Raw genomic sequence first — 23868 nt, 5'->3', positions numbered from 1 at the left:
GTTCAGTGGCGCTCACCCCAGCACCGCGGGCGCCGCCCGTCCACGTCCGGCGGCCGAAACGCTGCCGGTGACCAGCGGGCGCGGCGGCGGGTTGTGCACGGGCACAACAGTGCGTGTCAGGGGCCTGTGGGATGGGCCGGAAGGATGGCATCCTCCGGTCATGGGACGGCGCAGACCACGGACCGGCGATGACTGGAAGCTGCTGGCACAGGCGTGCACGGCGCTGCTGGAACGGTTGCCCGAGCTGGTGGACGAACATCTGAGGGAGCTCCACGAGTACGAGCCGGCGTACGGCCGGATCGTGCCGTACGACCAGCACTGGCAGGAGGCACACGAGGCGATGCGGATCGGCATCGAGATGATCTCGGCGCCCCGCGACTCGCCCCGGCGGGATCTGGAGCACGCCGACGAGACGGGCCGGCTGCGGGCGGAGCAGGGGATGCCGCTGGAGCTGGTGGTGCACTCGTACCGTCAGGCCGGGCATCTGGTGTGGGACGCGCTGATCGAGGGTGCGGCGGAGGATCCGGCGCAGCTGACGGCGCTGATGCAGTCGGCGACGATGGTGTGGCACGCGGTAGACGCGCAGGCGGACACGGCGTCGGAGGCGTACCGGGCGACGGAGCTGGAGCTGCGGCGGCGTACGGACGAGCAGCTGCAGGCGCTCCTCGACGCGCTGCTGCAGGGGCAGCGGACGCCGGAGGTGGTCTCGCGGGCCGCGGCCGGCCTGGATCTGCCGGAGCACGGGCGGTACGCGGTGGTGGTGCTGCGCTACGACCGCAGGGACGTGCCCGAGCCGTTCCACCGGCGGGTGCAGGGGGCCGGGGTGCGGTTCCTGTGGCGGATGCGCGCGGACTGCGAGATCGGCGTGGTGTCGCTGGCGGAGGGCACGGGTCTGGACGCGCTGTCCGAGCTTCTGGCGGGCCGCTGTCCGGGGCCGGGCGGGATCAGCCCGGTGGTCACCGGGCTCGCCGAGCTGGGGCGTGCCCGTCGCCTCGCGGAGCTCGCCCTGCGGACGTGTCCGCCGGAGTCCCACGAGATCGTGCGCCTGGACCGCCGGATGGCGGGGGCGCTGGTGGTCGGCCAGCCGGAGATGGCGGGGCTGCTGATCTCGGACGTCCTGGGCGGGCTCCTGGAGCTGGATCCGGCGGACCGGGCGATCCTGCTGGAGACCCTGGACGTGTGGCTGGACTGCGAGGGCTCGGCGGGCCGGGCGGCGGGACGGCTGTACTGCCACCGCAACACGGTCTTCAACCGGCTGCGCCGGCTGGAACAGCTCACGTCACGGTCGCTGTCCCGCCCGCGGGACCTGACGGAGATGACCCTGGCCCTGGACGCGTTCCGCCTGACGGCGGCGGGGTGACAGACCGGGAAGCCGCCCCATGGGGGGGGCGGCTTCCCGCCGGTGTGCTCTGCGGCGCCGGGCCTACGCCAGGAAGTCGCGGGCGATGTTCGCCGCGACCTTTTCGAGGAGCGGGCCCGCCTCCGCGATGCACTTCGCCGTGTCCGGCTCCAGGTCCGTGAGCGGATAGGCGCGGCGGATACCGGCCGCGCCCAGTGCCTCGGGGGCGAGGGCGAGGCGGCCGCAGACCGCGACGACCTCCTTGCCGGCCGCCCGGGCCGCGGCGGCGACGCCGGCCGGGGCCTTGCCGTGGAGGGTCTGCTGGTCGAGGGAGCCCTCGCCGGTGATGACGAGAGTGGCCCGATCCAGAGCGGGGGCGAAACCGAGGACGTCGAGCATCAGCTCGATCCCGGGACGGAAGCTCGCGTCCAGGCCGACCAGCGCCCCGTACCCGATGCCGCCCGCGCCGCCGGCGCCCGGGGCGAGCGCGCACTCCGACGCCTTGGGGCCGATGGCCTTCTCCAGGACGGTGACGAAGTGCGAGAGCGCCGCGTCCAGGGTCTCGACGTCCTCGGGGGACGCGCCCTTCTGCGGGCCGTAGACAGCCGGCGCGCCCTTCGGGCCGGTCAGCGGGTTGTCGACGTCGCTGGCGAGGACCAGGTCGACCGAGGCGAACCGGGGGTCGATACCGGACAGGTCGGCCGTGGCGAGATCCTTCAGCGGGCCGCCGCCGGGGGCGACCGGCTCACCGTCGGCGTCCAGGAAGACCGCGCCGAGCGCGGCCAGCATGCCGGCCCCGCCGTCCGTCGTGGCGCTGCCGCCGACGCCGAAGACGAGCGTCGTCGCGCCCGCGTCCAGCGCGGCCCGCAGCAGCTCGCCGGAGCCGTACGTGGTGGCGGTCAGCGGCGCGAAGACGCCCCGCGGGAGCAGCTGGAGGCCGGACGCCTCCGCCATCTCCACGACCGCCGTCGTGTCGCGCAGCGCGAACGCCGCCGTCACCGGCTCGCCGAGCGGTCCGGTCACCCGCACCTCACGGCGCTCGAAACCGGCCGCCACCGCGGCCGCGACCGTGCCGTCGCCGCCGTCGGCGACGGGAAGCGTCTCCACCTCCAGCTCCGGGACGACCCGTCGCAGTCCCGCCGTGACCCGCTCCGCGACCTGTACGGCCGTGAGCGAACCCTTGAACTTGTCGGCCGCGACGAGCACGTGTGCTCGTCCCCGTGCGGCCTCCGTTGCTGCTCCGTCCGTCACCTTGCATCCCTTGCTTTCGAACAGGAGTCGCGCCGAGGCCGACCCTATCCGGAGCGCGAGAGGGCATGCCACCCCCTGATGAGCCGATATTCCGCACCATAGGGGGGCGGGACGAGCGCGGAACCCGCCCGTCCGGCACGGACGGGACCTTTGGGAGGGGCGGGTCAGGTCCGCGGACCGGGCACGGCTCGGGAACGGTCCGCCGACGCGGTGAAGTCCGCGAGCAGCCGGGCCAGATCCGGTGGCCAGAGCGTCTCCTCGGCGTCCGCCAGCTCCTCGGGGCTCCACCAGCGCCCGCGCTGGATCCGGTCCTCCGCGTGCGCGGCGGCGAGATCGCCGGCGGGGTCACGGCGCGGCCCGTGCGCCACGTAGATGTGCTCGTGCTGCCGGACGGGCACCCCGGCGCGGGTGAAGTCGTGCTCCCAGGTGCAGAGCAGCTCGCCCGGCACGATCCCCTCCCACCCGGTCTCCTCGCGCAGCTCGCGCACGGCCCCTTCCCGAGGGCTCTCTCCCGGTTCGAGCCCGCCTCCCGGCATGGCCCAGTGGACGCCGACCTCCTCGTTGTCGTAACGGAAGAGGAAGACGGAGCCGTCGGGGGCGAGGACGGCGATCCGGGCCGCTCGGCGGGGTGTCCTTCGCATCGGCTCAGCCCTGCGTGGTCTCGGGAGGCGTGAGATCGCCCCTGCGGCGGGTGTCGTCGCGCGGGTCGTCCACGCGCGCCTCGGTGCGGTGACCGCGGGCGATGTAGTCGCGTACGACCGCCTCGACCGCGTCCCGCGGGTCGCCCACGCCCGCCAAGACCATGACCTCGACGACGAGTTCGGCGTCGAGCGCGATGTTCACCTTTGCCATGGCGGGAACCTAGCACCCGCTATTCCGTTCGCGGCAGGCCCGGTCGGCGACCTAGGCTCGCGATATGACCATGGTCGCCATCCTCAGCGGAGCCGGGATCTCCACGGACTCCGGCATCCCCGACTACCGGGGCCCCGACGGCCTGTGGACGCGGGACCCCGAGGCCGAGAAGCTCGCCACCTACGCGCACTACATGGCCGATCCGGACGTCCGGCGCCGGTCGTGGCGGATGCGGCTCGACGGACCGGTGCTGCGCGCCGAGCCGAACGCCGCGCACCGGGCCGTCGCCGCGTTCGAGCGGAGCGGCAACCCGGTCAGGGTCATCACACAGAACGTCGACGGGCTGCACCAGATCGCCGGCGTGCCGGCTCGCAAGGTCCTCGAACTCCATGGCAGCGCGCGGTCGGTGGTGTGCACCGGGTGCCGGACCCGTTCCTCCATGGACGAGGCCCTGGAGCGGGTGAGGGCGGGCGAGGACGATCCGAAGTGTCTGGCGTGCGGCGGGATCCTGAAGTCGGCCACCGTGATGTTCGGGCAGCGGCTCGACCCGGTCGTCCTGCGGGACGCGATGTCGATCGCGAAGGCCGCCGAGGTGTTCGTCGCGGTCGGCACCAGCCTCCAGGTGCAGCCGGCGGCCTCCCTGGCGGGGATCGCCGCCGAGCACGGGGCCCGGCTGATCATCGTGAACGCCGAGCCCACCCCGTACGACGCGATCGCCGACGAGATCGTGCGCGAGCCGATCGGGACCTCGCTGCCCGCGCTCCTCACCCGCCTGCGGAGCTAGGGCCTTTCGCCGCGAACTGGAACAGCGTGTCCGGCTCGGTGCCGGCGCCCGACTCGAAGGCGAGCAGTCGCTGCTTGCGGTCCAGGCCGCCGCCGTAGCCGGTCAGGGAACCGCTCGCGCCGATGACCCGGTGGCAGGGCACGACGATGGAGACGGGGTTCCTGCCGTTGGCCAGGCCCACCGCGCGTGAGGCGGCCGGGTTGCCGAGGGCTTCGGCCAGCTCCCCGTACGTACGGGTCTCGCCGTACGGGATGCGGCGCAGCTGCTCCCACACCCGCAGCTGGAACGGGGTGCCGATCAGCCTCAACGGCAGGTCGAACTCGGTCAGTTCGCCGGCGAAGTACGCGTCGAGCTGGCGGATCACCTCGCCGAAGGGGCGGGGGTCGGGAGCGCCGAACGTCTCCTCTGGCGGGCGGTGGCGCTGGTCGGTCATGTGGATACGGCTGAGGACGCCGTCGACGGCGACCAGGGTCAGCGCGTCGTACGGACTGTCCACGACCATGTGCTGGACGGTCGGCATGCTCGATGGCTTCCTTACGCGGGGAGGTGGTTGATCGGGTGGCTGTCGGTGGCCCAGAGGTACTGCACGGCGTACGCGCGCCAGGGCCGCCAGTGCGCGGCGCGGGCGGTCAGCGCGGCCGGTGTGGACGGCAGGCCGAGGCCCTGGGCGGCGCGGCGGACGCCGAGGTCGCCGGGGAGGAAGGCGTCGGGGTCGCCGAGCCCGCGCATCGCGATGACCGCGGTGGTCCAGGGTCCGAAGCCGGGCAGGGTGAGAAGCCGGGCGCGGGCCTCCTCCCAGTCGCTGGCCGGACCGAGGTGCAGGGAGCCGTCGGCGAGCGCCTCCACCAGGGTGAGGAGGGTGGTGCGGCGGCTGCGGGGCAGTGCGAGCGCCTCGGGGTCGAGACCCGCCAGCGCCTCGGGGGTGGGGAAGAGGTGGGTGAGCCCGCCTTCGGGGTCCTCGACGGGGGTTCCGTGCGCGGTGACCAGGCGGGAGGCGTGGGTCCGGGCGGCCGCGGTGGAGACCTGCTGGCCGAGCACGGCCCGTACCGCGAACTCGGCGGCGTCGACGGTCCGCGGCACCCGCCGCCCGGGCGCCCCGTCGACCAGCGGTGCGAGCAGCGGGTCGGTCCGCAGCTGCTCGTCGACCGCGACCGGGTCGGCGTCGAGGTCGAGCATCCAGCGGCAGCGATTGATGGCGAGGGTGAGATCGCGCGGGTCGGTGAGGGAGAGCCGGCAGGCGATGTGGTCGGGGCGCGGGGCGAGGGAGACGATGCCGTGGCCGTGCGGGAGGCGGAGCGTCCTGCGGTAGGCGCCGTCCCGCCACTCCTCGACACCGGGCACGGCGGTCGCGGCGAGGTGGCCGAAGAGGTTCGACGGGTTGAGGGGAGCGCGGAACGGCAGCCGCAGCGCGATCACCCCGGGGGTCGCCCGGTCCCGGCCCGAAGAGCGCGCCGCCCGGGCGCGCAGCTCGCCGGGGGCGAGGGCGAAGACCTCGCGGACGGTGTCGTTGAAGGTGCGGATCGAGGCGAATCCGGCCGCGAAGGCGATCTCGGCCATGGGCATCGGGGTGGTCTCGATGAGCAGCCGGGCGGTCTGGGCGCGCTGGGCGCGGGCCAGGGCGAGCGGTCCGGCCCCCAGTTCGGCGAGGAGCTGGCGCTCGATCTGGCGGGTGGAGTAGCCGAGCCGGGCGGCGAGTCCGGGCACGCCCTCGCGGTCCACGACGCCGTCCTGGATGAGGCGCATGGCGCGGGCGACGGCGTCGGCGCGGACGTTCCACTCCGGGGAGCCGGGGCTGGTGTCGGGGCGGCAGCGCTTGCAGGCGCGGAACCCGGCGCGCTGGCAGGAGGCGGCGCTGGGGTGGAAGACCATGTTCTCGGCCTTGGGCGGCACGACCGGGCAGCTGGGGCGGCAGTAGATCCTGGTGGTCAGGACCGCGGTGAAGAAGACGCCGTCGAAGCGGGCGTCCTTCGACCGGACGGCCCGTACGCAGCGCTCGGTGTCGGTGTGCATGTGTCCAGGATCGGGGACGTCCACGCCCTCGGGCTGGCGAGAAAACGACATCGACCTCGTCTGGCCGGTGCCGCCTCGATTTCCCGGCGCGGCGGGGGCAGCATGGAAGGAAGGGAACTCTGCGGCGCGCCGGCGAGCCGGAGGAAGTGGACGGGTGACAGCCGAGTCCGTGATGACAGCCACATCCATGAGAAGAACCCCATGACCGGACGTCTTGGACGACCCAGGGGGCTGTGGGTGCGCAGTGTCGCCGGTCAGGTCTTCGCCCTGCAGGCGGTCATCGTGGTCCTGCTGGTGACGGTGGCCGCGCTGGCCCTGATCTTCCAGACCCGCTACGACAGCGAGCGTGAGGCGCGCAACCGTTCCCTCGCCGCGGCGGAGGCGTTCGCGCACGCGCCCGGTCTCATAGACGCCCTGCGGGCCCCGGACCCGTCGGCCCTCCTCCAGCGGCGGGCCGAGGCCGCCCGGGTGGCCGCGGGTCTGGACTTCCTCGCCGTGATGACCCCCGACGGGATTCGTTACACCGACGCCCGGCCGGAGCTGATCGGGCAGCGCGCGACCGGCGACATCGCACGGGCCCGGGCCGGTGAGTCGTTCACCGAGATCTTCACCGGGGAGCCGACGGACGCGGTCAGGGCGATCGTTCCGGTACGGACCGAGGACGGCGACGTCGTCGGCCTGGTGGGCACCGGGATCGAGATCGAGAACGTCGGCAACGTGGTGGAGAACGAGCTGCCGCTGCTGCTCGGCACCGCCGCGGGCGCCCTGCTGCTCGCGGTGGGGGGCGCCGCGCTGGTGAGCCGGCGGCTGCGCCGGCAGACCCACGGGCTGGGCCCGCTCGAGATGACCAGGATCAACGAACACCACGAGGCGGTCCTGCACGCCGTGCGCGAGGGCGTGCTCATCATCGACGCCGACCGCCGTCTGCTGCTCGCCAACGACGAGGCCCGCCGGCTGCTCGACCTGGCGCCCGACGCCGAGCAGCGGCATGTCACCGAGCTGGGGCTCGACCCCGGCACCGCCGCGCTGCTCGCCTCGGGCCGGGCGGTGACGGACGAGGTGCATCTGGCGGGCGACCGGCTGCTCGCCGTGAACGTACGCCCCACCGAGCCGAACCGGGGGCGGCCCACCGGCACGGTGATGACGCTGCGCGACTCGACCGAGCTCGCCGCGCTGTCGGGCCGGGCGGAGGTGGCCCGGGGCAGGCTGCAGCTGCTGTACGACGCGGGGGTGCGGATCGGGAGCACGCTGGACGTGGTGCGCACGGCGGAGGAGCTGTCGCAGGTGGCGGTGCCGCGGTTCGCCGACTACGTCACCGTGGAGCTGCTGGAGCCGGTGCTGCGCGGGGAGGAGCCCTCGGGAACGTACACGGAGATGCGCCGTACGGCGTTGACCGGCATCCGGGACGAGCCACCGCTGCAGCCGGTGGGCGATCTGATCCGGTGCGTGGTGCCGACGACGCCGATGGCGACGGCGCTCGACAGCGGGCACGCGGTGCTCGTGGAGGATCTGAGCGCGGCCGAGGGCTGGCGTGCCCAGGACCCCGAGGGTGCGGCGCTCGCGCTCGCCTACGGGCTGCATTCGCTCGTCGCCGTGCCGCTGCTGGCCCGGGGGGTGGTGCTGGGGATGGCGAACTTCTGGCGGGCCGAGACCCCGGAGCCCTTCGGGGAGGACGATCTGTCGTTCGCGGAGGAGCTGACCGCGCGGGCCGCGGTCTCCATCGACAACGCCCGCCGGTTCACCCGCGAGCACGCCATGGCGGTCACCCTGCAGCGCAGTCTGCTGCCCCGGGTGCTGCCGGACGTGTCCGCCGTCGATGTCGCCTACCGGTATCTGCCCGCGAAGGCCGGGGTGGGTGGTGACTGGTTCGACGTGATTCCGCTGCCGGGCGCCCGGGTGGCACTCGTCGTCGGCGACGTCGTGGGCCATGGGCTGCACGCGGCCGCCACGATGGGCCGGCTGCGGACGGCCGTGCACAACTTCTCGACCCTGGACCTGCCGCCCGACGAGCTCCTCGGCCACCTCGACGAGCTGATCGACCGGATCGACCGGCCGGAGTCCGGTGACGGCGGCGGAGTGGGCGACGACGACAACCGGGGCGGTGCCGAACGCGAGCCGATCACCGGCGCCACCTGTCTGTACGTGATCTACGATCCGGCGAACGGCCGCTGCGCCATGGCCGGCGCCGGGCACCCCGGCCCCGCGCTGGTGCACGCCGACGGGCGGGTGGAGTTCCCGGAGATGCCCTCCGGTCTGCCGCTCGGGGTGGGCGGGATGCCGTTCGAGGCGACGGAGCTTTGGCTGCCGGAGGGCAGCCGTCTGGTGCTGTTCACGGACGGGCTGCTCGAGACCCGCGACCGGGACTACGACACCGGTCTCACACTGCTGCGCGATGCCCTGGCGCGGCCCGGCCGGAGCCCGGAGCAGGCCTGCGCGGACGTCCTGACCTCGCTGCTGGTGCCGGCCCCCGACGACGACATCGCCCTGCTGATCGCCGAAACCCGCCGTCTGGAGTCCGACCGGATCGCGCAGTGGGACGTGCCGGCCGACCCGGCCGCCGTCTCGCGCATCCGCAACGCGGCCTCCGAGCAGCTCGCCGACTGGGAGCTGGGCGACATCGCCTTCACGGCCGAACTGATCCTCAGCGAGCTGATCACCAACGCCATCCGGTACGGCGCGGAGCCGATCCGGGTGCGTCTGCTGCGCGACCGCCGGCTGATCTGCGAGATCGCCGACGGCAGCAGCACCTCCCCGCATCTGCGGTACGCCGCGACCACCGACGAGGGCGGGCGCGGGCTGTTCCTGGTGGCCCAGTTCGCCGAGCGGTGGGGCACGCGCTACACCGAACGGGGAAAGGTCATCTGGGCGGAGCTGACGTTGACCACGGCGCCTCCCGGGTCCTCGGTGGGGGCGGGGATGCCGGACCTGGACGCGCTGGAGAACCTGGCCTGGTGACCGCGGGCCGGCTCCCGGCGCGCGGGACCGGTCACCCCCGCCCGGCTCGCGGACCGTCCACCCGCACCCGGCGCGCGGATCACCGCAGGGAGGTACGGGCGAGCAGCACCGCCACGTCGTCCTGCTGCGCGCAGGGCAGCAGTTGTTCGAGGATGCCGTCGCAGAGCTGGCTGAGGGGCCGTTCGTGGTGGAACAGCGCCCGGGCGAGCCGGTCCATGCCCTCGTCGAGATCCCGGTCCCGGGCTTCGATGAGACCGTCGGTGTACAGGACCAGCAGGCTGCCCGGGGGCAGCCGCACCTCTTCGGTACGGAAGTCCTGCCCTCCGGTGCCCAGCGGTGTGCCCGGCGGCCCCTCCAGGAAGGTGATCGCCCCGTCGGCGGTGGCCACGACCGGCGGCGGATGGCCGGCCCGGGCGATCACCACACCGCCCGAGGCGGGGTCGTGGACGGCGTACACGCAGGTCGCCATCTCGTCCTCGCCGAGGTCCGCCACGGCGGCGTCGAGGGAGCGGAGCAGCTCGGCGGGGGGCACGCCCTGCCGGGCGAGGGTCCTTACCACCGTGCGGAGTTGGCCCATGACGGCGGCCGCGTGGACGCCGTGGCCCATGACGTCGCCGATGACCAGGGCGGTACGGCCCTCGGGCAGGGCGATGACGTCGAACCAGTCGCCGCCGACGTCGTGGTCGCTCGCGGGCAGGTACCTGCCGGTGAGTTCCAGGCCTTCGACCTTGGGCAGCGTGCTGTTCGTCAGGCTGCGCTGCAGGGTGAGCGCGGCCTCCCGCTGGGCGGTGTACATCCGCGCGTTGTCGATGTTCAGGGCGGCGCGGGCGACCAGTTCGTCGACGAGGACGCAGTCCTGCTCGTCGAACGGCTCTCGGCCGCGTACGCGGGTCACGGTGACCGCGCCGAGGACCCTGCCACGGGCGACCAGCGGGACGAGGCGGGCGGAGCCGATGCTGGTGGCGAGGTAGTCGCGCAGCCCCGCGGAGCGGGGGTCGGGGAACAGCGCCGGGATGTCGCTCTGGTAGAGGTTCATCGCGCGCCCTTCGGCGACGACCCGCTCGTACACGGTGCCGAGCGGGATCTGGAAGGTCTGCCCGGCGGCGAGCAGCGCGGTGGGAGCGGACGGGTCGGGGAAGACGGCGGCGAGCCGGCGCAGCAGGCCCTGGGTGGAGGCCCCGGCCGCGGCGGCCTCGTCGGGGGCGAGGACCGCCTCCAGCATCTGTACGTCGGCCGAGTCGGCGAACCGGGGCACCAGGACCCGTACCACCTCCTCGGCGGTCTGCCGCAGGTCGAGGGTGGTGCCGATGCGGGTGCCGGCCTCCGCGAGCAGGGCGAAGCGCGAGCGGGCGCGTTCGGCCTCGACGAGGGCGCGCTGGCCCTCGGTGATGTCGATCAGGGAGGCGATCAGTCCGAGGCGCCGTCCGGAGCCGTCGAGCAGCGGGGCGTACGAGCAGGACCAGGTCCGGTCGTGGTCGGGGTCGGCCGGGGTGCGGCCGGTGCGGCGGACGTCGACGACGGCCTCGCCGCGCTCCAGGACCTGCCGCATCATCGCCTCCAGGGCGACGGCGTTGACCCCGGGCACCACCTCGGTCAGCCGTTTGCCGAGGTGCTCGGCGGCCGAGACGCCGTTCATCCGGGCCAGGGCGTCGTTGACGCGCAGGAACCGCAGGTCGGGGCCGAGGGTGGCCAGGCCGATGGGCGACTGGGTGAAGAGGCTCTGCAGGGCGGCGAGCGAGTCCCGCATGCGCAGGACCTCGGAGGTCTCCACCGCGATGAGCATGGCTCCGGGCCGCCCCCGTGGGTCGACGTCGGGGACGATCCACATCTCCATCGTCACGTCGTGGCCGTCGCGGTGGCGTACGGGCAGGGTCCCGACGACGGTCTCACCGTTCTGGACGCGCCGCGTCAGCTGCTGGGCGAGTTCCTGGTTGGTCTCCGGGGCGAGCACGGGGGTGGCGGGGCGGCCGAGCAGCTCCTCGGGGCGGTAGCCGAGGAGGTCCTGCGCGGCGAGGGACCACTCGACGACGCGGCCGTCGGCGTCCTCCCGCCACAAGGCGATCGGGAGGAGTTCGCGCAGCACACCCGCGTACCCGACGGCCGCCGGCGGCCGCTCCGGCGTCTCGCTCGTCGACTGATCAGTGTCCAACGCATCGACCTAACCCCGGGGGGTGTTTTTCCTACTCGGTCACCCTATCCGAGGCGTCCTCGCGGGGCTCTGTGTGTTCGCCCGATCGGCTCGCCGCCCGGGGCCCGCGGCCGCCTCGGGGGGCGGCGTCGACGACGGCTTAGCGGTCAGCGGATGTGCCGGGCGAACGCCTCGTACGCCCGGTCGTCGAAGAGGACGAACCTGACCTCCTCGACCTTCGTCTCCGTGTCTCGTACCGTCTCGACCGCGATCCGGGCCGCGTCCTCCATCGGCCATCCGTAGATGCCGGCGGAGACGGCCGGGAAGGCCACCGTACGAGCGCCGAGCTCGTCCGCGACCTTCAGCGACTCCCGGTAGCAGGAGGCCAGCAGGGCCGACCGGTCCTCCTCCGGGCTGAATCGGGGGCCGACGGTGTGGATCACCCAGCGGGCATAAAGGCGGCCAGCGGTGGTGGCGACGGCCCGGCCGGTGGGCAGGCCGCGGCCGTAGTGGCCGGCGCGGAGTGCGCGGCACTCCGCCAGGACGGCGGGGCCGCCGCGGCGGTGGATGGCGCCGTCGACTCCCCCGCCGCCCAGCAGGGAGGAGTTCGCCGCGTTGACGAGGGCGTCGGCGTGTTCCTCGGTGATGTCCCCGAGGGCGAGCGTGATCAAAGTGGTCTCGGCCATGAGGCCATGATGGCCCGCGGGCGCGGGCGCACGCCGGGGGGTTTACGGGCGCATGCCGGAACTTCGGCGAGCGCGCGACGAGGGTTTTGCGGCAGGGTGACGCGGATGTCGCGGGGCGCATGCCTGGCTTTGCGGGCGCGGCGGCGCGGATGTTCCGGGCGCACGCCGCCGTCCGGGACCGCGCGGTCAGTCCCGGGTCGCGCGCAGGCGGCGCCAGACCGCCTTCGCGGCGTTGTGGCCCGACATGCCGTGGACGCCCGGCCCCGGCGGGGTCGCGGAGGAGCAGAGGAAGACCGCCGGGTGGGGGGTGCGGTAGGGGGAGAGGGAGAGTCGGGGCCGCAGCAGCAACTGGAGGCCGCGGGCCGCACCGCAGGCGATGTCACCGCCCACGTAGTTGGCGTTGTGGGCGGCCAGTTCGGGCGGTCCCGCCGTCGCGCGGGCCAGGACGCGGTCCCGGAAGCCGGGGGCGAAGCGCTCGATCTGGCGCTCGACCGCCTCGGTGAGGTCGCCGCCCCAGCCGTTCGGCACATGGCCGTACGCCCAGAAGACGTGCTTGCCCTCGGGGGCGCGGCTCGGGTCGACGAGGCTGGGCTGGGCGGTGATGAGGAAGGGCGTGCGGGGCGCCGTGCCGGAGGACGCCTGACGCAGCGCGGCGCCGATCTCGCCGCTGGAGGGGCCGATCTGGACGGTGCCCGCCTGGCGTGGCGCCTCGGCGGTCCAAGGGACCGGACCGTCGAGGGCGTAGTCGATCTTGAAGACACTGGCGCCGTAGCGGTACCGGTCGTAGAAGCCGCCGAAGCCCGCGATCCTGGCGAGAGCCGTGGGCGAGGTGTCGAAGACGTACGCACGGGCCGGCGGCAGGTCGTCGAGCCGCTTGACCTCGAAGTCGGTGTGGACGGCGCCGCCGAGGTCCTTCAGATACGCGGCGAGGGCGTCGGAGATCGACTGGGAGCCGCCGCGGGGCAGCGGCCAGCCGCCCGCGTGCGCGGCGAGCGCGAAGACGAGGCCGATCGCCGTCGTCGCGAACCCTTCCAGGGGTGCGATGACATGGCCGACGAGCCCGGCGAGCAGCGCACGCGCCTTGTCGTCCTGGAAGCGGCGCATCAGCCAGGTGGAGGGCTGCAGCCCGTCGACGCCGAAGCGGGCGAGCGTGACGGGGTCGCGGGGCAGGGCGGTCAGCGGCAGCGACATGAAGTCCCGTGCCAGGGTGTCCCACTTGCCGAGGTAGGGAGCGACGAGTCTGCGGTACGTGCCGGCGTCGCGGGGGCCGAAGGAGGCGGCGGTCTCGGCGACGGACCGGGAGAGCACGGCGGCGGTGCCGTCGTCCCAGGGGTGGGCCATGGGCAGTCGGGGATGCAGCCACTCCAGGCCGTACCGGTCCAGCGGCATGGTCTTGAAGACGGGCGAACCGACGCCGAGCGGGTGCACGGCGGAGCAGGGGTCGTGCCGGAACCCGGGGAGGGTCAGCTCCTCGGTCCTGGCACCGCCGCCGATGGTGGACTTGGCCTCGAACACGGCGACGGAGTAGCCCCGTCGGGCCAGTTCCACCGCGGCGGTCAGTCCGTTGGGGCCCGCCCCCACGACGACGGCATCGAGCATCGACGGCACCTCGGACTCCTTCGTCGGCCCTCGGTCGCCGTACGGCGACCGGCAGGTCCCAGGATAGGCGCCGTGCGCCGCGGGGCTCCTCGGAGGAGGCCTCCTGGGCGGTGGGTCCGCCGCGGGGGCGGGGGCCATCGGGCGGCCCGTCGCCGAGACACGTGTTCCTCGGCGGCCGGGTGAACTCATGTCGCGGGCCCGGGCGTTCGTCGCGCCCGGGCCCGGCGGCCGGCCCCACCGGGACGGCTAGGGCCTCTCGTTTGGATCAGGCCGGATCAGGCCGTGGGGACCTTCCCGACGAGGACGAACTCGTTGTACGGGAAGACCTTGCCGACCGAGCGGGGGAAGGGGAAGGAGTAGGTCCGCGCGACGGCCACACCGGCCTTCTCCGCGTGGTGCCGCAGCTCGTCGAAGCCGACGAAGCGTACGTGCGTCGCGTCGGTCTTGTAGCCGGCCTCCTGCGGGGTGATCAGCACGACCGAGCCGCCCGGCTTCACCAGCGGCAGGTACTGCTCCAGGATCGAGGAGGCCAACTCCCCGTCCATGTGCTCCAGGACGTGCGCGCAGAGCAGGCTGTCGAACGAGCCGGGCCCGCAGTCCGGCGCCTTGGCCAGCTCCTCGGGCGTGTAGGCGGTCAGTCCGCGCTCGCGGCAGGTGGCCACGGAGTGGGCGTTGTGGTCGACGCCGACGCTGCCCGGCTCGCAGTTGAGCAGATTGCGGCCGAGGCCGCAGCCGACGTCCAGGACACGGCCGAGTCCGAGCCGCTTCAGGTTCCACCGGTACGGCGCCTGGGTGGGAAGGAACCGCTTGATCCCCGACTGCTCCAGGCGGGCGAGCCGCTTGGTGTAGTCCGAAGACTCCGTGCCGGGTTCGAGCGTCCTGTCCTGGGTGCCGGCCATCGGCGTCCGCCTTACCTTGCGCTGGTCCAAGGGAATCCACACCATGAGAGGGAATCCACACCATGAGAGTGGAAAGTGACATCACGGCGCACGGCGGCACACGAGGCCGCGTGATCAGCCGTGTGATCTACGGCACCCAGGCTAGGACACCGGGAAGCCGGAGGTAAAGGCCGGAAGAGCGCGGGCGGCGAATTCCGGCACCCTTCCCGAGGTTTCGACAGCCCGGCGAGCCGGCCGCCGTACATCCGTTCCACGGGTGGCGTTTTCCGTCCCCGCTCTCCCCCCGCCGTGCCACGGTCCGGCCAGGGCGTCGGCGTTTCGGCCATGACGGGCTCGGACCGCGGCCCCCGCACGGCAAGGGTCGGTGTAACCCGCACGCTCGGTTTCTCGCTCTGTCGCGGGGCGCGGGACGCGTCCGAAAAACGTGTGTTCGAAATTTCCGTCCATGTCGTTGAGCTCGATGGCAACCCGGCCGATCCCCACCGGAGGACACCATGCGCTCTTCAGCCGCCCGTGCGACCGATGCCGCCGGAACGGAGAACGAACGGCACGAGGCCGGTGAAGGCGGCCCCTCGGCGTCCGAACGGCTGCTGTTCGGCGGGGAGCTCGCGTACGACATGGGGTGGAGCCAGCACCACGGGGTGTGGGTGAAGCTCAGCCTTCGCTCCATGGCCCTCTCGCTCCCCCGGCAGGTGGCGATCGCGGTGCGGCTGGCCCGCGCGGCCGACCGGCGGGCTCTGTACACGGTCGCGGGCAGCGAGTTCGGGCGCGGTGTCACCCAGGCGGTGTCCCTGGTCGCGGTGAACGCGATCCTGGTCGAGCTCCTCGCCCAGGGCAGCACGGCCGACCGGCTGCGGTCCGCTCTGCCGTCCCTGGTGGTCGTCGCGGTGCTCGCGATGGTCGGGTCCGCGTTGAAGTCGGCGTCCTCGGCGGGCACGGGGATCCTGGAGCCGAAGGTCCAACGGGTGGCGACCGAGCGGTATCTGGCGCTGGTGGCACGGGTGGAGCTGGAGGCGATCGAGGACGACGCGTTCCACAAGCTGATGGACTCCGCCCAGTGGGGCGCGGACTCCGCGCGCCGGATGGTGGGGTACTGCACGGCCGTGGTCACCTCGGCGATCTCCCTCGTGGCCGCGGCCGGTGTGCTCACCGTCCTGCATCCCCTGCTGCTGCCGCTGCTGATCGCCATGGCGCTGCCCAGCGCGTGGAGTTCGCTGACGATGGCGCGGGCCCGGTATGTGAGCTGGCACCGGTTCGTGCAGCACGCGCGGGCGGCGCAGCTGATCAGCCGGCTGCTGATCGACCAGCAGGCGGCTGGTGAGGTCCGGGTCCACGACGTCGGCCCGTTCCTGCTGGAGCATTTCCGCGGGATGGCCGAGACGAGCGAGCGGGAGCAGACCCGGCTGGCGTGGATCGGCGCCCGTACGGGGCTGGCGGCGGACGCGGCGCGCGGACTGGCGACCGTCGCCACGTACGCGGTGCTCGGTGTGCTGCTGTGGCACGGGCAGATGGCGCTCGCGGTCGGCGGCACGGCCGTCCTCGCGATCCGCACCGGCTCGGCGAGCATCACCGACCTGGTGATGAGGGTGACGGACGTCCAGGAGGAGTCGCTGTTCGTCGCCGATCTGGAGACCCTGTGCGAGGAGGCGGTCCGCCGTGAGATCCCCGTCGGCGGGGCGGACCTTCCCGAGGAGGTGGAGGAGATCCGGTTCGAGAAGGTCACCTTCACCTACCCGGGGGCGGAGAAGCCGTCCCTGTGCGAGGTGGACCTCGTCATCCCCCGGGGGCGGACGGTCGCCCTGGTCGGCAGGAACGGCTCGGGGAAGACCACCGTCACCAAGCTGCTGTGCGGGCTGTACCTCCCGGACGGCGGCCGGGTGATGTGGGGCGGGGTCGACGCGGCCGAGGCCAGCCGGGCCCAGATCTTCGACCGGATCGCGATGGTGGCGCAGAACTTCCACCGCTGGCCGTTCACGGCCCGCGTCAACATCGGGATCGGCCGGCCCGGCGGCCCGCTCGATGACTCCGCGATCCGGGCGGCCGCCGCCTACGCGGGCGCGGACGAGGTGATCGAGGGGCTCCCCCGGGGTCTGGACACGCTGCTGGCCCGTGGCTACCGCGGCGGCCAGGAGATCTCCGGCGGGCAGTGGCAGAAGATCGGGCTCGCTCGGGCGCGGTTCCGCCACGGCCAGGTCCTCATCGTGGACGAGCCGACCAGCGCCCTCGACCCGGCGGCCGAGCAGCGGGTCTTCGACCAGATCCACCGCCTCGCCGGCACCGGCCAGACGACGATCCTGATCACCCACCGCCTCCACAGCGTGGCCCACGCGGACCTCATCTACGTGATGGAGGACGGCCGGGTGGTGGAGGCCGGGACGTTCGAGGAGCTCATGGGCCCGGCCGGCGCGGGCTTCTTCCGCGAGGCGTACGAGCTGCAGGCCCGCCAGTTCGTCCGCCCGGCCGTCCCCGGACAGGCGGGGCCGGCGCCTTCCGGCACCCTCATGGACGACCGGGCGACACCGTGACCCCTCCTCGCTCCCCCGGCCCGGCGGCCTCGGTTAGCTCAAGAGAACCTCTGAATCCTATGGAGGTTTCCTTTCTCGGGTGACCGGGCGGTCACGGAGCCGGAATTCTGTCTGCCGCCACGACGTGGCATGTCACAGACAAATTTTGGGAGGGATTGTGCCCAAGAGGCCCCAGTGGTCCACTGCGCGCAGATCGACCCGTCAACGGCTGCGCCTGATCGCCGGCGCGGTGGCCGCCGTACTGGCCGCCGAGACGGCCGTGGTCGTCGCCACCACCGGCCAGGCCGTCGCGCTCGGCTCTCAGCAGCCCCCCGCGCGCGCCGCCGCAGCGGACGCCGCCCCCAAGGGCCCCGCAGAGGCCCAGGACGAGGCGTCCGCACGGCTGTTGGCACGGCTGCAGAAGCGCAGGATCGAGGTCCTGTCGGCTCGCACCGAGACCTCGGCCACCTATGTGCTGCCCGACGGACAGATGCAGACCGCCGTGTACGCCGCGCCGGTCCGGGTCAAGAAGGACGGCGTCTGGCAGGACATCAACACCACCCTCGCCGACGCGGGCGCCGACCTGCGCCCCCGTACGGCGACGGCGGACATCACCGTCTCCGACGGCGGGGACAGGAAACTCGCCTCCGTCGGACGCGGCGGGCGCGGCTTCGCCATGGGCTGGGAGAAGAACCTGCCCGCGCCGAAGCTGAAGGGGGACACCGCCGCGTACGACCTCGGCGGCGGCGAGACGCTCACCGTCACCGCGCTGCCCCAGGGCTTCTCGCAGAACGTCCACCTGGCCAAGGCGCCCACGGCTCCCGTCAGTTACCGCATACCCGTCGAGGCCAAGGGACTGAAGCTGTCCCAGGCGCCCAGCGGGCGGCTGCTGCTCAAGGACTCCGCCGGCAAGTTGGTTGCCGAGGCGCCCGCGCCGATGATGTGGGACTCCTCCAAGGACCCGCGCTCAGGCGAGTCCAAGCACCTGGCCAGGGTCCCGGTGAAGATCGAGACGGCGAAGAACGGCAAGCAGACCCTCGTCCTGTCGCCCGACCCGAAGTACTTCACCAAGGACCTGACCTACCCGGTCACGGTCGACCCGACCTCGACCCTGGCGGCCTCCACCGACACCTGGGTGGCCACCAACTACCCGGACTCGCAGGTCTCCTCGGCCGAGCTGAAGTCCGGCACGTACGACGGCGGCACCACCAAGGCCCGCGCGTACCTGAAGTTCGACGTGTCGGCCTTCAAGGGCAAGCGCATCAACGACACCAACCTGGGTCTCTACTCGTACTACTCGTCGACCTGCTCGACCAGCGGCTCCGGCACCCAGGTGCGGCGCATCACCGGTGACTGGAGCTCCTCCGCCATCACCTGGGGCGCGCAGCCGGCGACCACCGACGCCGGTGCGGTGACCAGCACCGCCGCCAAGGGCTACAACTCCACCTGCCCGGCCGGCACCGTCGACTTCGACATCGACGCGATCGTGCAGGCGTGGGCCGACGGCCAGCCCAACTACGGCCTGCAGGTCAAGGGGGCCGGCGAGACGGACTCGACGACCTGGCGGCGCTACCGCTCGGCGAACTACGTCAGCGGTGACCACGCCCAGGAGCCGCATCTGACGGTCACCTACGACTCCTACCCCGGGTCGCCGACCGCCACCGCGATCTCGCCGTCCGCCGTCAACGCGTACAACGGCATCCGGTACGTCACCTCGGTGACCCCGACGCTGTCCGCGAAGGTCACCGACCCCGACGGCGCCACGGTCAGGGCCCAGTTCGAGATCACCCCCGACCCGGCGTACAACGAGACCACGTACACCTACACGGGCACCAGCGCCGCCGTGGCGTCCGGGTCGAACGCGACCCTGACCGTTCCCACGACGAACAAGCTGCCCTCGGGGCCGAAGCTCCGCTACCGCGTGCGCGGTTACGACGGGACCTTCTACGGCCCGTGGAGCGCGTACATGCCGTTCGGCGTGAACACCGCCAAGCCGGCCGCGCCCGCGATCAGTTGCCAGACGTACGACAAGGACACCTGGACCGCCCGCGCGAGCGGCCCGGTCACCTGCACCCTGGACACCGCGTCCACGGACGGCCAGGGCTACTACTGGGGTCTGGACGACACCAACCTGCCCCACCGCGTGGACGACACCGTCGACGGCACCGGCGGTGACGCGCTGACCATCTCGCTCGACCCGGCCGACGGCTGGCACACCCTGCGCGCCAAGACCGTCGACTCCGGCGGCAACCTCTCCACCGACGTCACCAGCTACAGCTTCGGGGTGGGCGCCGACGGCGCCGCCGTCATCTCCCCCGCCGACGGTGACGACACGGCGCGGCGCGTCTCCCTGCGGGCCAAGGGCAAGGCCGAGTACACCGGTGTGACGTACGAGTACCGGCGCGGCGAGACCGACAGCTGGAAGACCGTGCCCACCGCGCAGGTGACCACCACCACGGGAGGGGCCGTCAGCTGGCCGGCCCAGGTCACCTCCGGCACCGCCCCTCCGCTCGTCTGGGACGCGGCCACCTCGCTCGCCGAGGACGGCGTGCTCGAACTGCGCGCCGTGTTCGACTCCGGTACGGCCGCCAGGTATCACTCGCAGGTCGTCGAGGTCACCCTGGACCGGCAGGCGGGCAACGCGCCGAGCCTGGAGGTGGGTCCCGGTACGGTCAACGCCCAGACCGGCGACTTCACCTTCACCGACACCGACGCGGAGGTCTTCGGGCTCTCCGCCGAGCGTTCGCACTCCTCGCGCCGCCCGGTGGCGCAGGAGGTCCAGGAGGGCCAGGCCGCGATCTTCGGCCCCAACTGGTCCTCCGGCGTGGGCGCCGAGGACGCGGGCACCGACTGGACGGTGCTGCGCAGGACCTCGGCCACCTCGGTCGAGATCCTGGACTCCACCGGTGTCGCCACCGCCTTCACCGCGACCAGCGGCGGCGGTTGGAAGGCCGAGTCGGGCTCCGAGGACCTGACCCTGACCGGTTCGCCGACCACCTCGTTCACCCTGAAGGACACCAGCGGCACGGTGAGCGTCTTCCGCAAGGTCGACGCGGCCGCCGCCACCTGGACGCTGGCCACCACGGCCCTTTCGGTCGACGACTCCACCACCACCGTGGTCTCCGAGAAGGTCACCGCCGGCGGCGCCGTGCAGTCCCGGCCGAAGTACCTGATCGGCGCCTCCCCGGCGGTCGACGCGGCCACCTGCCAGGCCGACCCGGCCACCAACGGCTGCCGCGTCCTCGAGTACGTGTACGCCTCCTCCACCACGGCGACGTCGACCGCGTTCGGCAGCTACACCGGACAGGTCGCGCAGCTCAAGCTGTGGGCCACCAGCCCCGGCGCGAGCGCGGCCACGGCCGAGACCGTCGCGCAGTACGCGTACGACGCGTCCGGGCGGCTGCGCGAGGTGTGGGACCCGCGGATCAGCCCCGCGCTGAAGACCGCGTACGCCTACGACAGCGCGGGCCGGCTCACCACACTCACCGAGCCCGGCGAGCTGCCGTGGACGCTGACGTACGGCAAGGCGGGCACCGCGGTCACGGCGGGCGAGGGCATGCTCCTGTCCGCGTCGCGGCCGACCCTCAAGCAGGGCAGCGCCGCCGAGACCGACGGCGGGAAGGCCGTCACTACGGTCGTCTACCAGGTGCCGGTGTCGGGCTCCGGCGCCCCGTACCAGCTGGACGCGGCCGCGGTCGCCGTTTGGGGCCAGACCGACGCCCCGGTCGACGCCACCGCCGTCTTCCCGCCGGACCAGGTCCCCGCCTCCCACGTCGGCACCTCGCTGACGGCGGACGCGTACAAGCGGGCGACGATCGTGTACGCCGACGCGTCCGGCCGTGAGGTCAACACGGCGCAGCCGGGCGGCCACATCGACTCCGTCGACTACAACCAGTACGGCTCCGAGGAGCGCTCCCTGACCCCGGGCAACCGGGCCCTCGCCGTCGGAGCCACCGACGCGGCCAAGGCGGAGCTCACCCGGCTCGGCATCGTCGACGCGACCGTCGCCGAACGCGCCGAGCAGCTCTCCACCCGCACCGTGTACAGCGCGGACGGGCGGCGCGAGACCGAGGAGTTCGGCCCGCTGCACCTGGTCACCCTGGAGCGCGCCCTGTCCGGCGGCACCGCCGCGGGCACGCTGCCCGCGGGCACCGAGGTCCCGGCCCGTACGCACACCGTCAACACCTACGACGAGGGCCGTCCCGCCGACGCGGCGGTCCAGGACCTGGTGACCACGGCGGTCACCGGAGCCTCCGTGAAGGGCTACGCCACCGACGCCGACCGGCGTACCACGGTGACCGGCTACGACTGGGCCTCCGGCCGGCCGACGCGCAGCGTCGTCGACCCGGGCGGTCTGGCGATCACCACCACCACCGCGTACGACGCCGCGGGCCGCAAGATCCGGGAGACCTCCGGACGTTCCAACGGCACCGACGCGCTGACCACCGTGACCGAGTACTGGTCGGCGACCGGCACCGGTGCCTGCGCGGGCAAGCCCGCCTGGGCCGGCCTGGTGTGCCGCACCAGCCCGGCGGGGACGATCACGGGCGGCGGCTCCCACCCGGCCGAACGGGTCACCAAGACCTACGGCTACGACCGCTGGGGCAACGTCTCCACGGCCACCGAGACCGCCAACGGCGCCACCCGCACCACCACGGTCACCACCGACGCGGCGGGCCGGCAGATCAAGTCCGCCGTGACCGGTGACGCGGGCACCCCGGTGCCGGAGGCCACGACGGTCTACCACCAGCAGACCGGCGAGGTCGCCTCGCAGACCGCCGCCGGCGCCACCGTGGCGTACGGCTATGACGCGCTCGGCCGCCGGATCAGCACCACCGACGGCACGGGCAACACCGTGACCACGGCGTACGACGCCCTGGACCGGCCGGTCCAGGTCTCCGACTCGGCGCCGTCGACCACGACGTACGCCTACGACACGGCCGTCGAACCGCGCGGTCTGGCCACCAAGGTGACCGACTCGGTCGCCGGGACCTTCGCCGGCACCTACGACGCTGACGGCGAGCTCGCCACCGAGTCCCTGCCCGGCGCCGTCACGCTGACCGTGGACCGCGACCCGGCGGGCAACACCACCGCCCGCACGTACGCGGCCGCCGACGGCACGACGCTGCTGTCCGACACCACCGGACACACCGCGCACCAGCAGCAGGCCGGGCACCACCAGTCCGACGGCACCGCCACCTCCACGGCGTACACCTATGACGCGGCGGGACGGCTCGTGACCGCGAAGGACACCGCGGACGCCCTGTGCACCCGCAGGTCCTACGCGTTCGACGCCAACAGCAACCGCACCGGCCTGACCACGGCCGACTGCTCCGAGGGAGGAACCGGCTCCACCAGCACGACGCACACGTACGACAGCGCCGACCGGATCGTCGACAGCGGCTACGCCTACGACGCCTTCGGCCGCACCACCGCCACACCGGCCGGTGGCCGGCTGACGTACTACGCCAACGACCTCGTCCACAGCGAGACCGTCGGCGACCGCCGCCAGACCTGGAACCTCGACGCCACCGGCCGCATGGCGGCGTGGACCGTCGAGACCAAGGGGACGGACGGCACCTGGACGCGGACCGAGTCCAAGACGCACCACTTCGGCACCGGTGACAACCCGACCTGGACCGTCGAGGACGCCCAGGGCACCATCACCCGCTACGTCAACGGACTCAGCGGCCTGCTGACCGCGACGACGGGCAGGACCGGCGGACTCGTCCTGCAGCTGGTCAACCTGCACGGGGACGTCTCGGTGCAGCTGCCGGCGGACGCCACCCAGGCGCCCGTGGTGCTGCGCACCGACGAGTACGGCAACCGGGCCGAAGGCGCGACCACCGCGCGGTACGGCTGGGTCGGCGGCCACCAGCGCTCCTCGGAGACGCTGAGCGGCTCCACGCTGATGGGCGTCCGCCTGTACGCGCCGGCCACCGGCCGCTTCCTGCAGACCGACCCGGTCCCCGGCGGCTCGCTCAGCGCCTACGCCTACCCGGGCGACCCGGTGAACTCGCAGGACCTGGACGGCCAGCGCTGGAAGAAGAAGAAGGTCTGGCACGTCAAGAAGAAGAAGGCCAAGAAGCTGGCCCGCGCCATCAAGGCGGGCGCGCGCCTCGCGTCGGCCTTCGGGCGGATCGGCCTCACCATGCCCGCCTTCTGGGCCAAGATCGCGGGCCTGGCGCTGGAGGCCATCGGCGGCGCGATGCGGTGGTTCGCCACCGAGATCCAGCTGAAGAACGCGATGCCCAAGAGCAAGGGCGTCAAGATCACGGTCGGGATCTGGCAGAAGAGCGGGTTCTGGAAGTGGGTGATGTACCCGAGGATCAAGGTCAACCGCTGGAAGAAGTAGCGGGCTGAGGGGAGGGGGTCGGCACGACCGGCCCCCTCCCCGTACCTTCCCTCTAGCCACCCCTGGACCCCGGGCTCGCCCGGGGTCCACAGGCCCCCCGGATTTCCGGAAGCGAGGACGTCTCAGTGATCGTGTTCCAAGCCGCCTTCCTGCTGCTCCTGGCCGTCCAGGCCGTGCTGGTCGTGCGTCACAGTCGTGGCTGGAAGCTGGAGTCCGCCGTCACCGCCGGATTCGCCCTGGCCTTTGTCCTCCTGCCGCCCGACGACGGCCCGCACCTGTTCGAGACGGTGCTCAGGGTGTACGTGGCGGTGGGCATCGCCCCGCTCGTCGAGAAGGGCCTCCGCAAGGCCGGCACCCCGCGCAAGGCCCTCGACGACACCCGCGCCCCCCGTTTCTGGGCGGCGGCCGCGGCCTGTGTCCTGCTGGCCGCCCTGGTCGCGCGCGTTCCGCTGTAGCGGCGCCCTCCGCCGGACAGGGTGAAGGGGCCGTTCCGGAGGAATCCGGAA

General features: G+C 73.0%; 15 protein-coding genes. 6 read left to right on the top strand and 9 right to left on the bottom strand.

Annotated elements, in window-relative coordinates:
* Positions 1-160: 160 nt before the first annotated feature.
* A complete protein-coding gene (locus tag ACIRB4_RS15465; protein WP_403291476.1) occupies positions 161-1360 on the top strand; it encodes a PucR family transcriptional regulator in 1200 nt (399 codons plus the stop codon).
* A gap of 63 nt (positions 1361-1423) precedes the next feature.
* Here ACIRB4_RS15465 and ACIRB4_RS15460 read toward each other — a convergent pair whose 3' ends face one another.
* The 3 genes from ACIRB4_RS15460 to ACIRB4_RS15450 all read right to left on the bottom strand — a co-directional run bounded on the left by ACIRB4_RS15460 (position 1424) and on the right by ACIRB4_RS15450 (position 3442).
* Positions 1424-2590, bottom strand: coding sequence for a glycerate kinase (locus tag ACIRB4_RS15460; protein WP_403291474.1), 1167 nt, complete (start codon positions 2588-2590; stop codon positions 1424-1426).
* Positions 2591-2754: 164 nt separating this feature from the next.
* A complete protein-coding gene (locus tag ACIRB4_RS15455; RefSeq protein WP_403291472.1) occupies positions 2755-3231 on the bottom strand; it encodes an NUDIX hydrolase in 477 nt (158 codons plus the stop codon).
* 4 nt (positions 3232-3235) lie between these two features.
* On the bottom strand, positions 3236-3442 hold the full coding sequence (locus ACIRB4_RS15450; protein WP_403291471.1) for a type II toxin-antitoxin system VapB family antitoxin: 207 nt from the start codon (positions 3440-3442) through the stop codon (positions 3236-3238).
* Positions 3443-3506: 64 nt separating this feature from the next.
* Between ACIRB4_RS15450 and ACIRB4_RS15445 the strand changes: the two genes are divergently transcribed.
* On the top strand, positions 3507-4226 hold the full coding sequence (locus ACIRB4_RS15445) for an SIR2 family NAD-dependent protein deacylase (RefSeq protein ID WP_403291470.1): 720 nt from the start codon (positions 3507-3509) through the stop codon (positions 4224-4226).
* On the opposite strand, the gene ACIRB4_RS15440 is transcribed toward ACIRB4_RS15445, so the two are convergent.
* Positions 4207-4746: a methylated-DNA--[protein]-cysteine S-methyltransferase gene (locus tag ACIRB4_RS15440; RefSeq protein WP_403291468.1), complete on the bottom strand. Its 540-nt coding sequence runs from the start codon at positions 4744-4746 to the stop codon at positions 4207-4209. The two genes, ACIRB4_RS15445 and ACIRB4_RS15440, sit on opposite strands and share 20 nt — an antisense overlap.
* Positions 4747-4760: 14 nt before the next feature.
* A complete protein-coding gene (locus ACIRB4_RS15435; RefSeq protein WP_403291467.1) occupies positions 4761-6236 on the bottom strand; it encodes an AlkA N-terminal domain-containing protein in 1476 nt (491 codons plus the stop codon).
* A gap of 201 nt (positions 6237-6437) precedes the next feature.
* On the opposite strand from ACIRB4_RS15435, the gene ACIRB4_RS15430 reads away from it, so the two are divergent.
* Entirely contained in the window at positions 6438-9191 is a 2754-nt protein-coding gene (locus tag ACIRB4_RS15430) for a SpoIIE family protein phosphatase (RefSeq protein WP_403291466.1), read from the top strand.
* Positions 9192-9270: 79 nt separating this feature from the next.
* Here the strand turns inward: ACIRB4_RS15430 and ACIRB4_RS15425 are convergent, their stop codons facing one another.
* The 4 genes from ACIRB4_RS15425 to ACIRB4_RS15410 all read right to left on the bottom strand — a co-directional run bounded on the left by ACIRB4_RS15425 (position 9271) and on the right by ACIRB4_RS15410 (position 14503).
* Complete coding sequence (locus tag ACIRB4_RS15425) at positions 9271-11340, bottom strand: SpoIIE family protein phosphatase (RefSeq protein WP_403291464.1); 2070 nt, start codon at positions 11338-11340, stop codon at positions 9271-9273.
* A gap of 146 nt (positions 11341-11486) precedes the next feature.
* The gene (locus tag ACIRB4_RS15420) at positions 11487-12005 is read right to left on the bottom strand and encodes an O-acetyl-ADP-ribose deacetylase (RefSeq protein WP_403291462.1); all 519 of its coding nucleotides are present in this window, start codon (positions 12003-12005) and stop codon (positions 11487-11489) included.
* Positions 12006-12191: 186 nt separating this feature from the next.
* Positions 12192-13613, bottom strand: coding sequence for a phytoene desaturase family protein (locus ACIRB4_RS15415; protein ID WP_403291461.1), 1422 nt, complete (start codon positions 13611-13613; stop codon positions 12192-12194).
* 266 nt (positions 13614-13879) lie between these two features.
* Positions 13880-14503 carry a class I SAM-dependent methyltransferase gene (locus ACIRB4_RS15410; RefSeq protein ID WP_403291459.1) on the bottom strand — a complete coding sequence of 208 codons (624 nt, stop codon included), beginning with the start codon at positions 14501-14503 and terminating at the stop codon, positions 13880-13882.
* Positions 14504-15120: 617 nt separating this feature from the next.
* Here ACIRB4_RS15410 and ACIRB4_RS15405 point away from each other — a divergent pair.
* The 3 genes from ACIRB4_RS15405 (at position 15121) to ACIRB4_RS15395 (ending at position 23817) form a co-directional block, all read left to right on the top strand.
* Positions 15121-17028 carry an ABC transporter ATP-binding protein gene (locus ACIRB4_RS15405; protein ID WP_403291848.1) on the top strand — a complete coding sequence of 636 codons (1908 nt, stop codon included), beginning with the start codon at positions 15121-15123 and terminating at the stop codon, positions 17026-17028.
* 157 nt (positions 17029-17185) lie between these two features.
* A complete protein-coding gene (locus tag ACIRB4_RS15400) occupies positions 17186-23362 on the top strand; it encodes a DNRLRE domain-containing protein (protein ID WP_403291457.1) in 6177 nt (2058 codons plus the stop codon).
* A 125-nt stretch (positions 23363-23487) separates the two neighbouring features.
* Entirely contained in the window at positions 23488-23817 is a 330-nt protein-coding gene (locus tag ACIRB4_RS15395; RefSeq protein WP_403291455.1) for a hypothetical protein, read from the top strand.
* Positions 23818-23868: the final 51 nt, after the last annotated feature.

Origin of the sequence: Streptomyces sp. NPDC093600, from assembly GCF_044764755.1 — a bacterium.
GTDB lineage: Bacteria > Actinomycetota > Actinomycetes > Streptomycetales > Streptomycetaceae > Streptomyces.
This window is presented reverse-complemented; position numbering and strand designations above follow the sequence as displayed.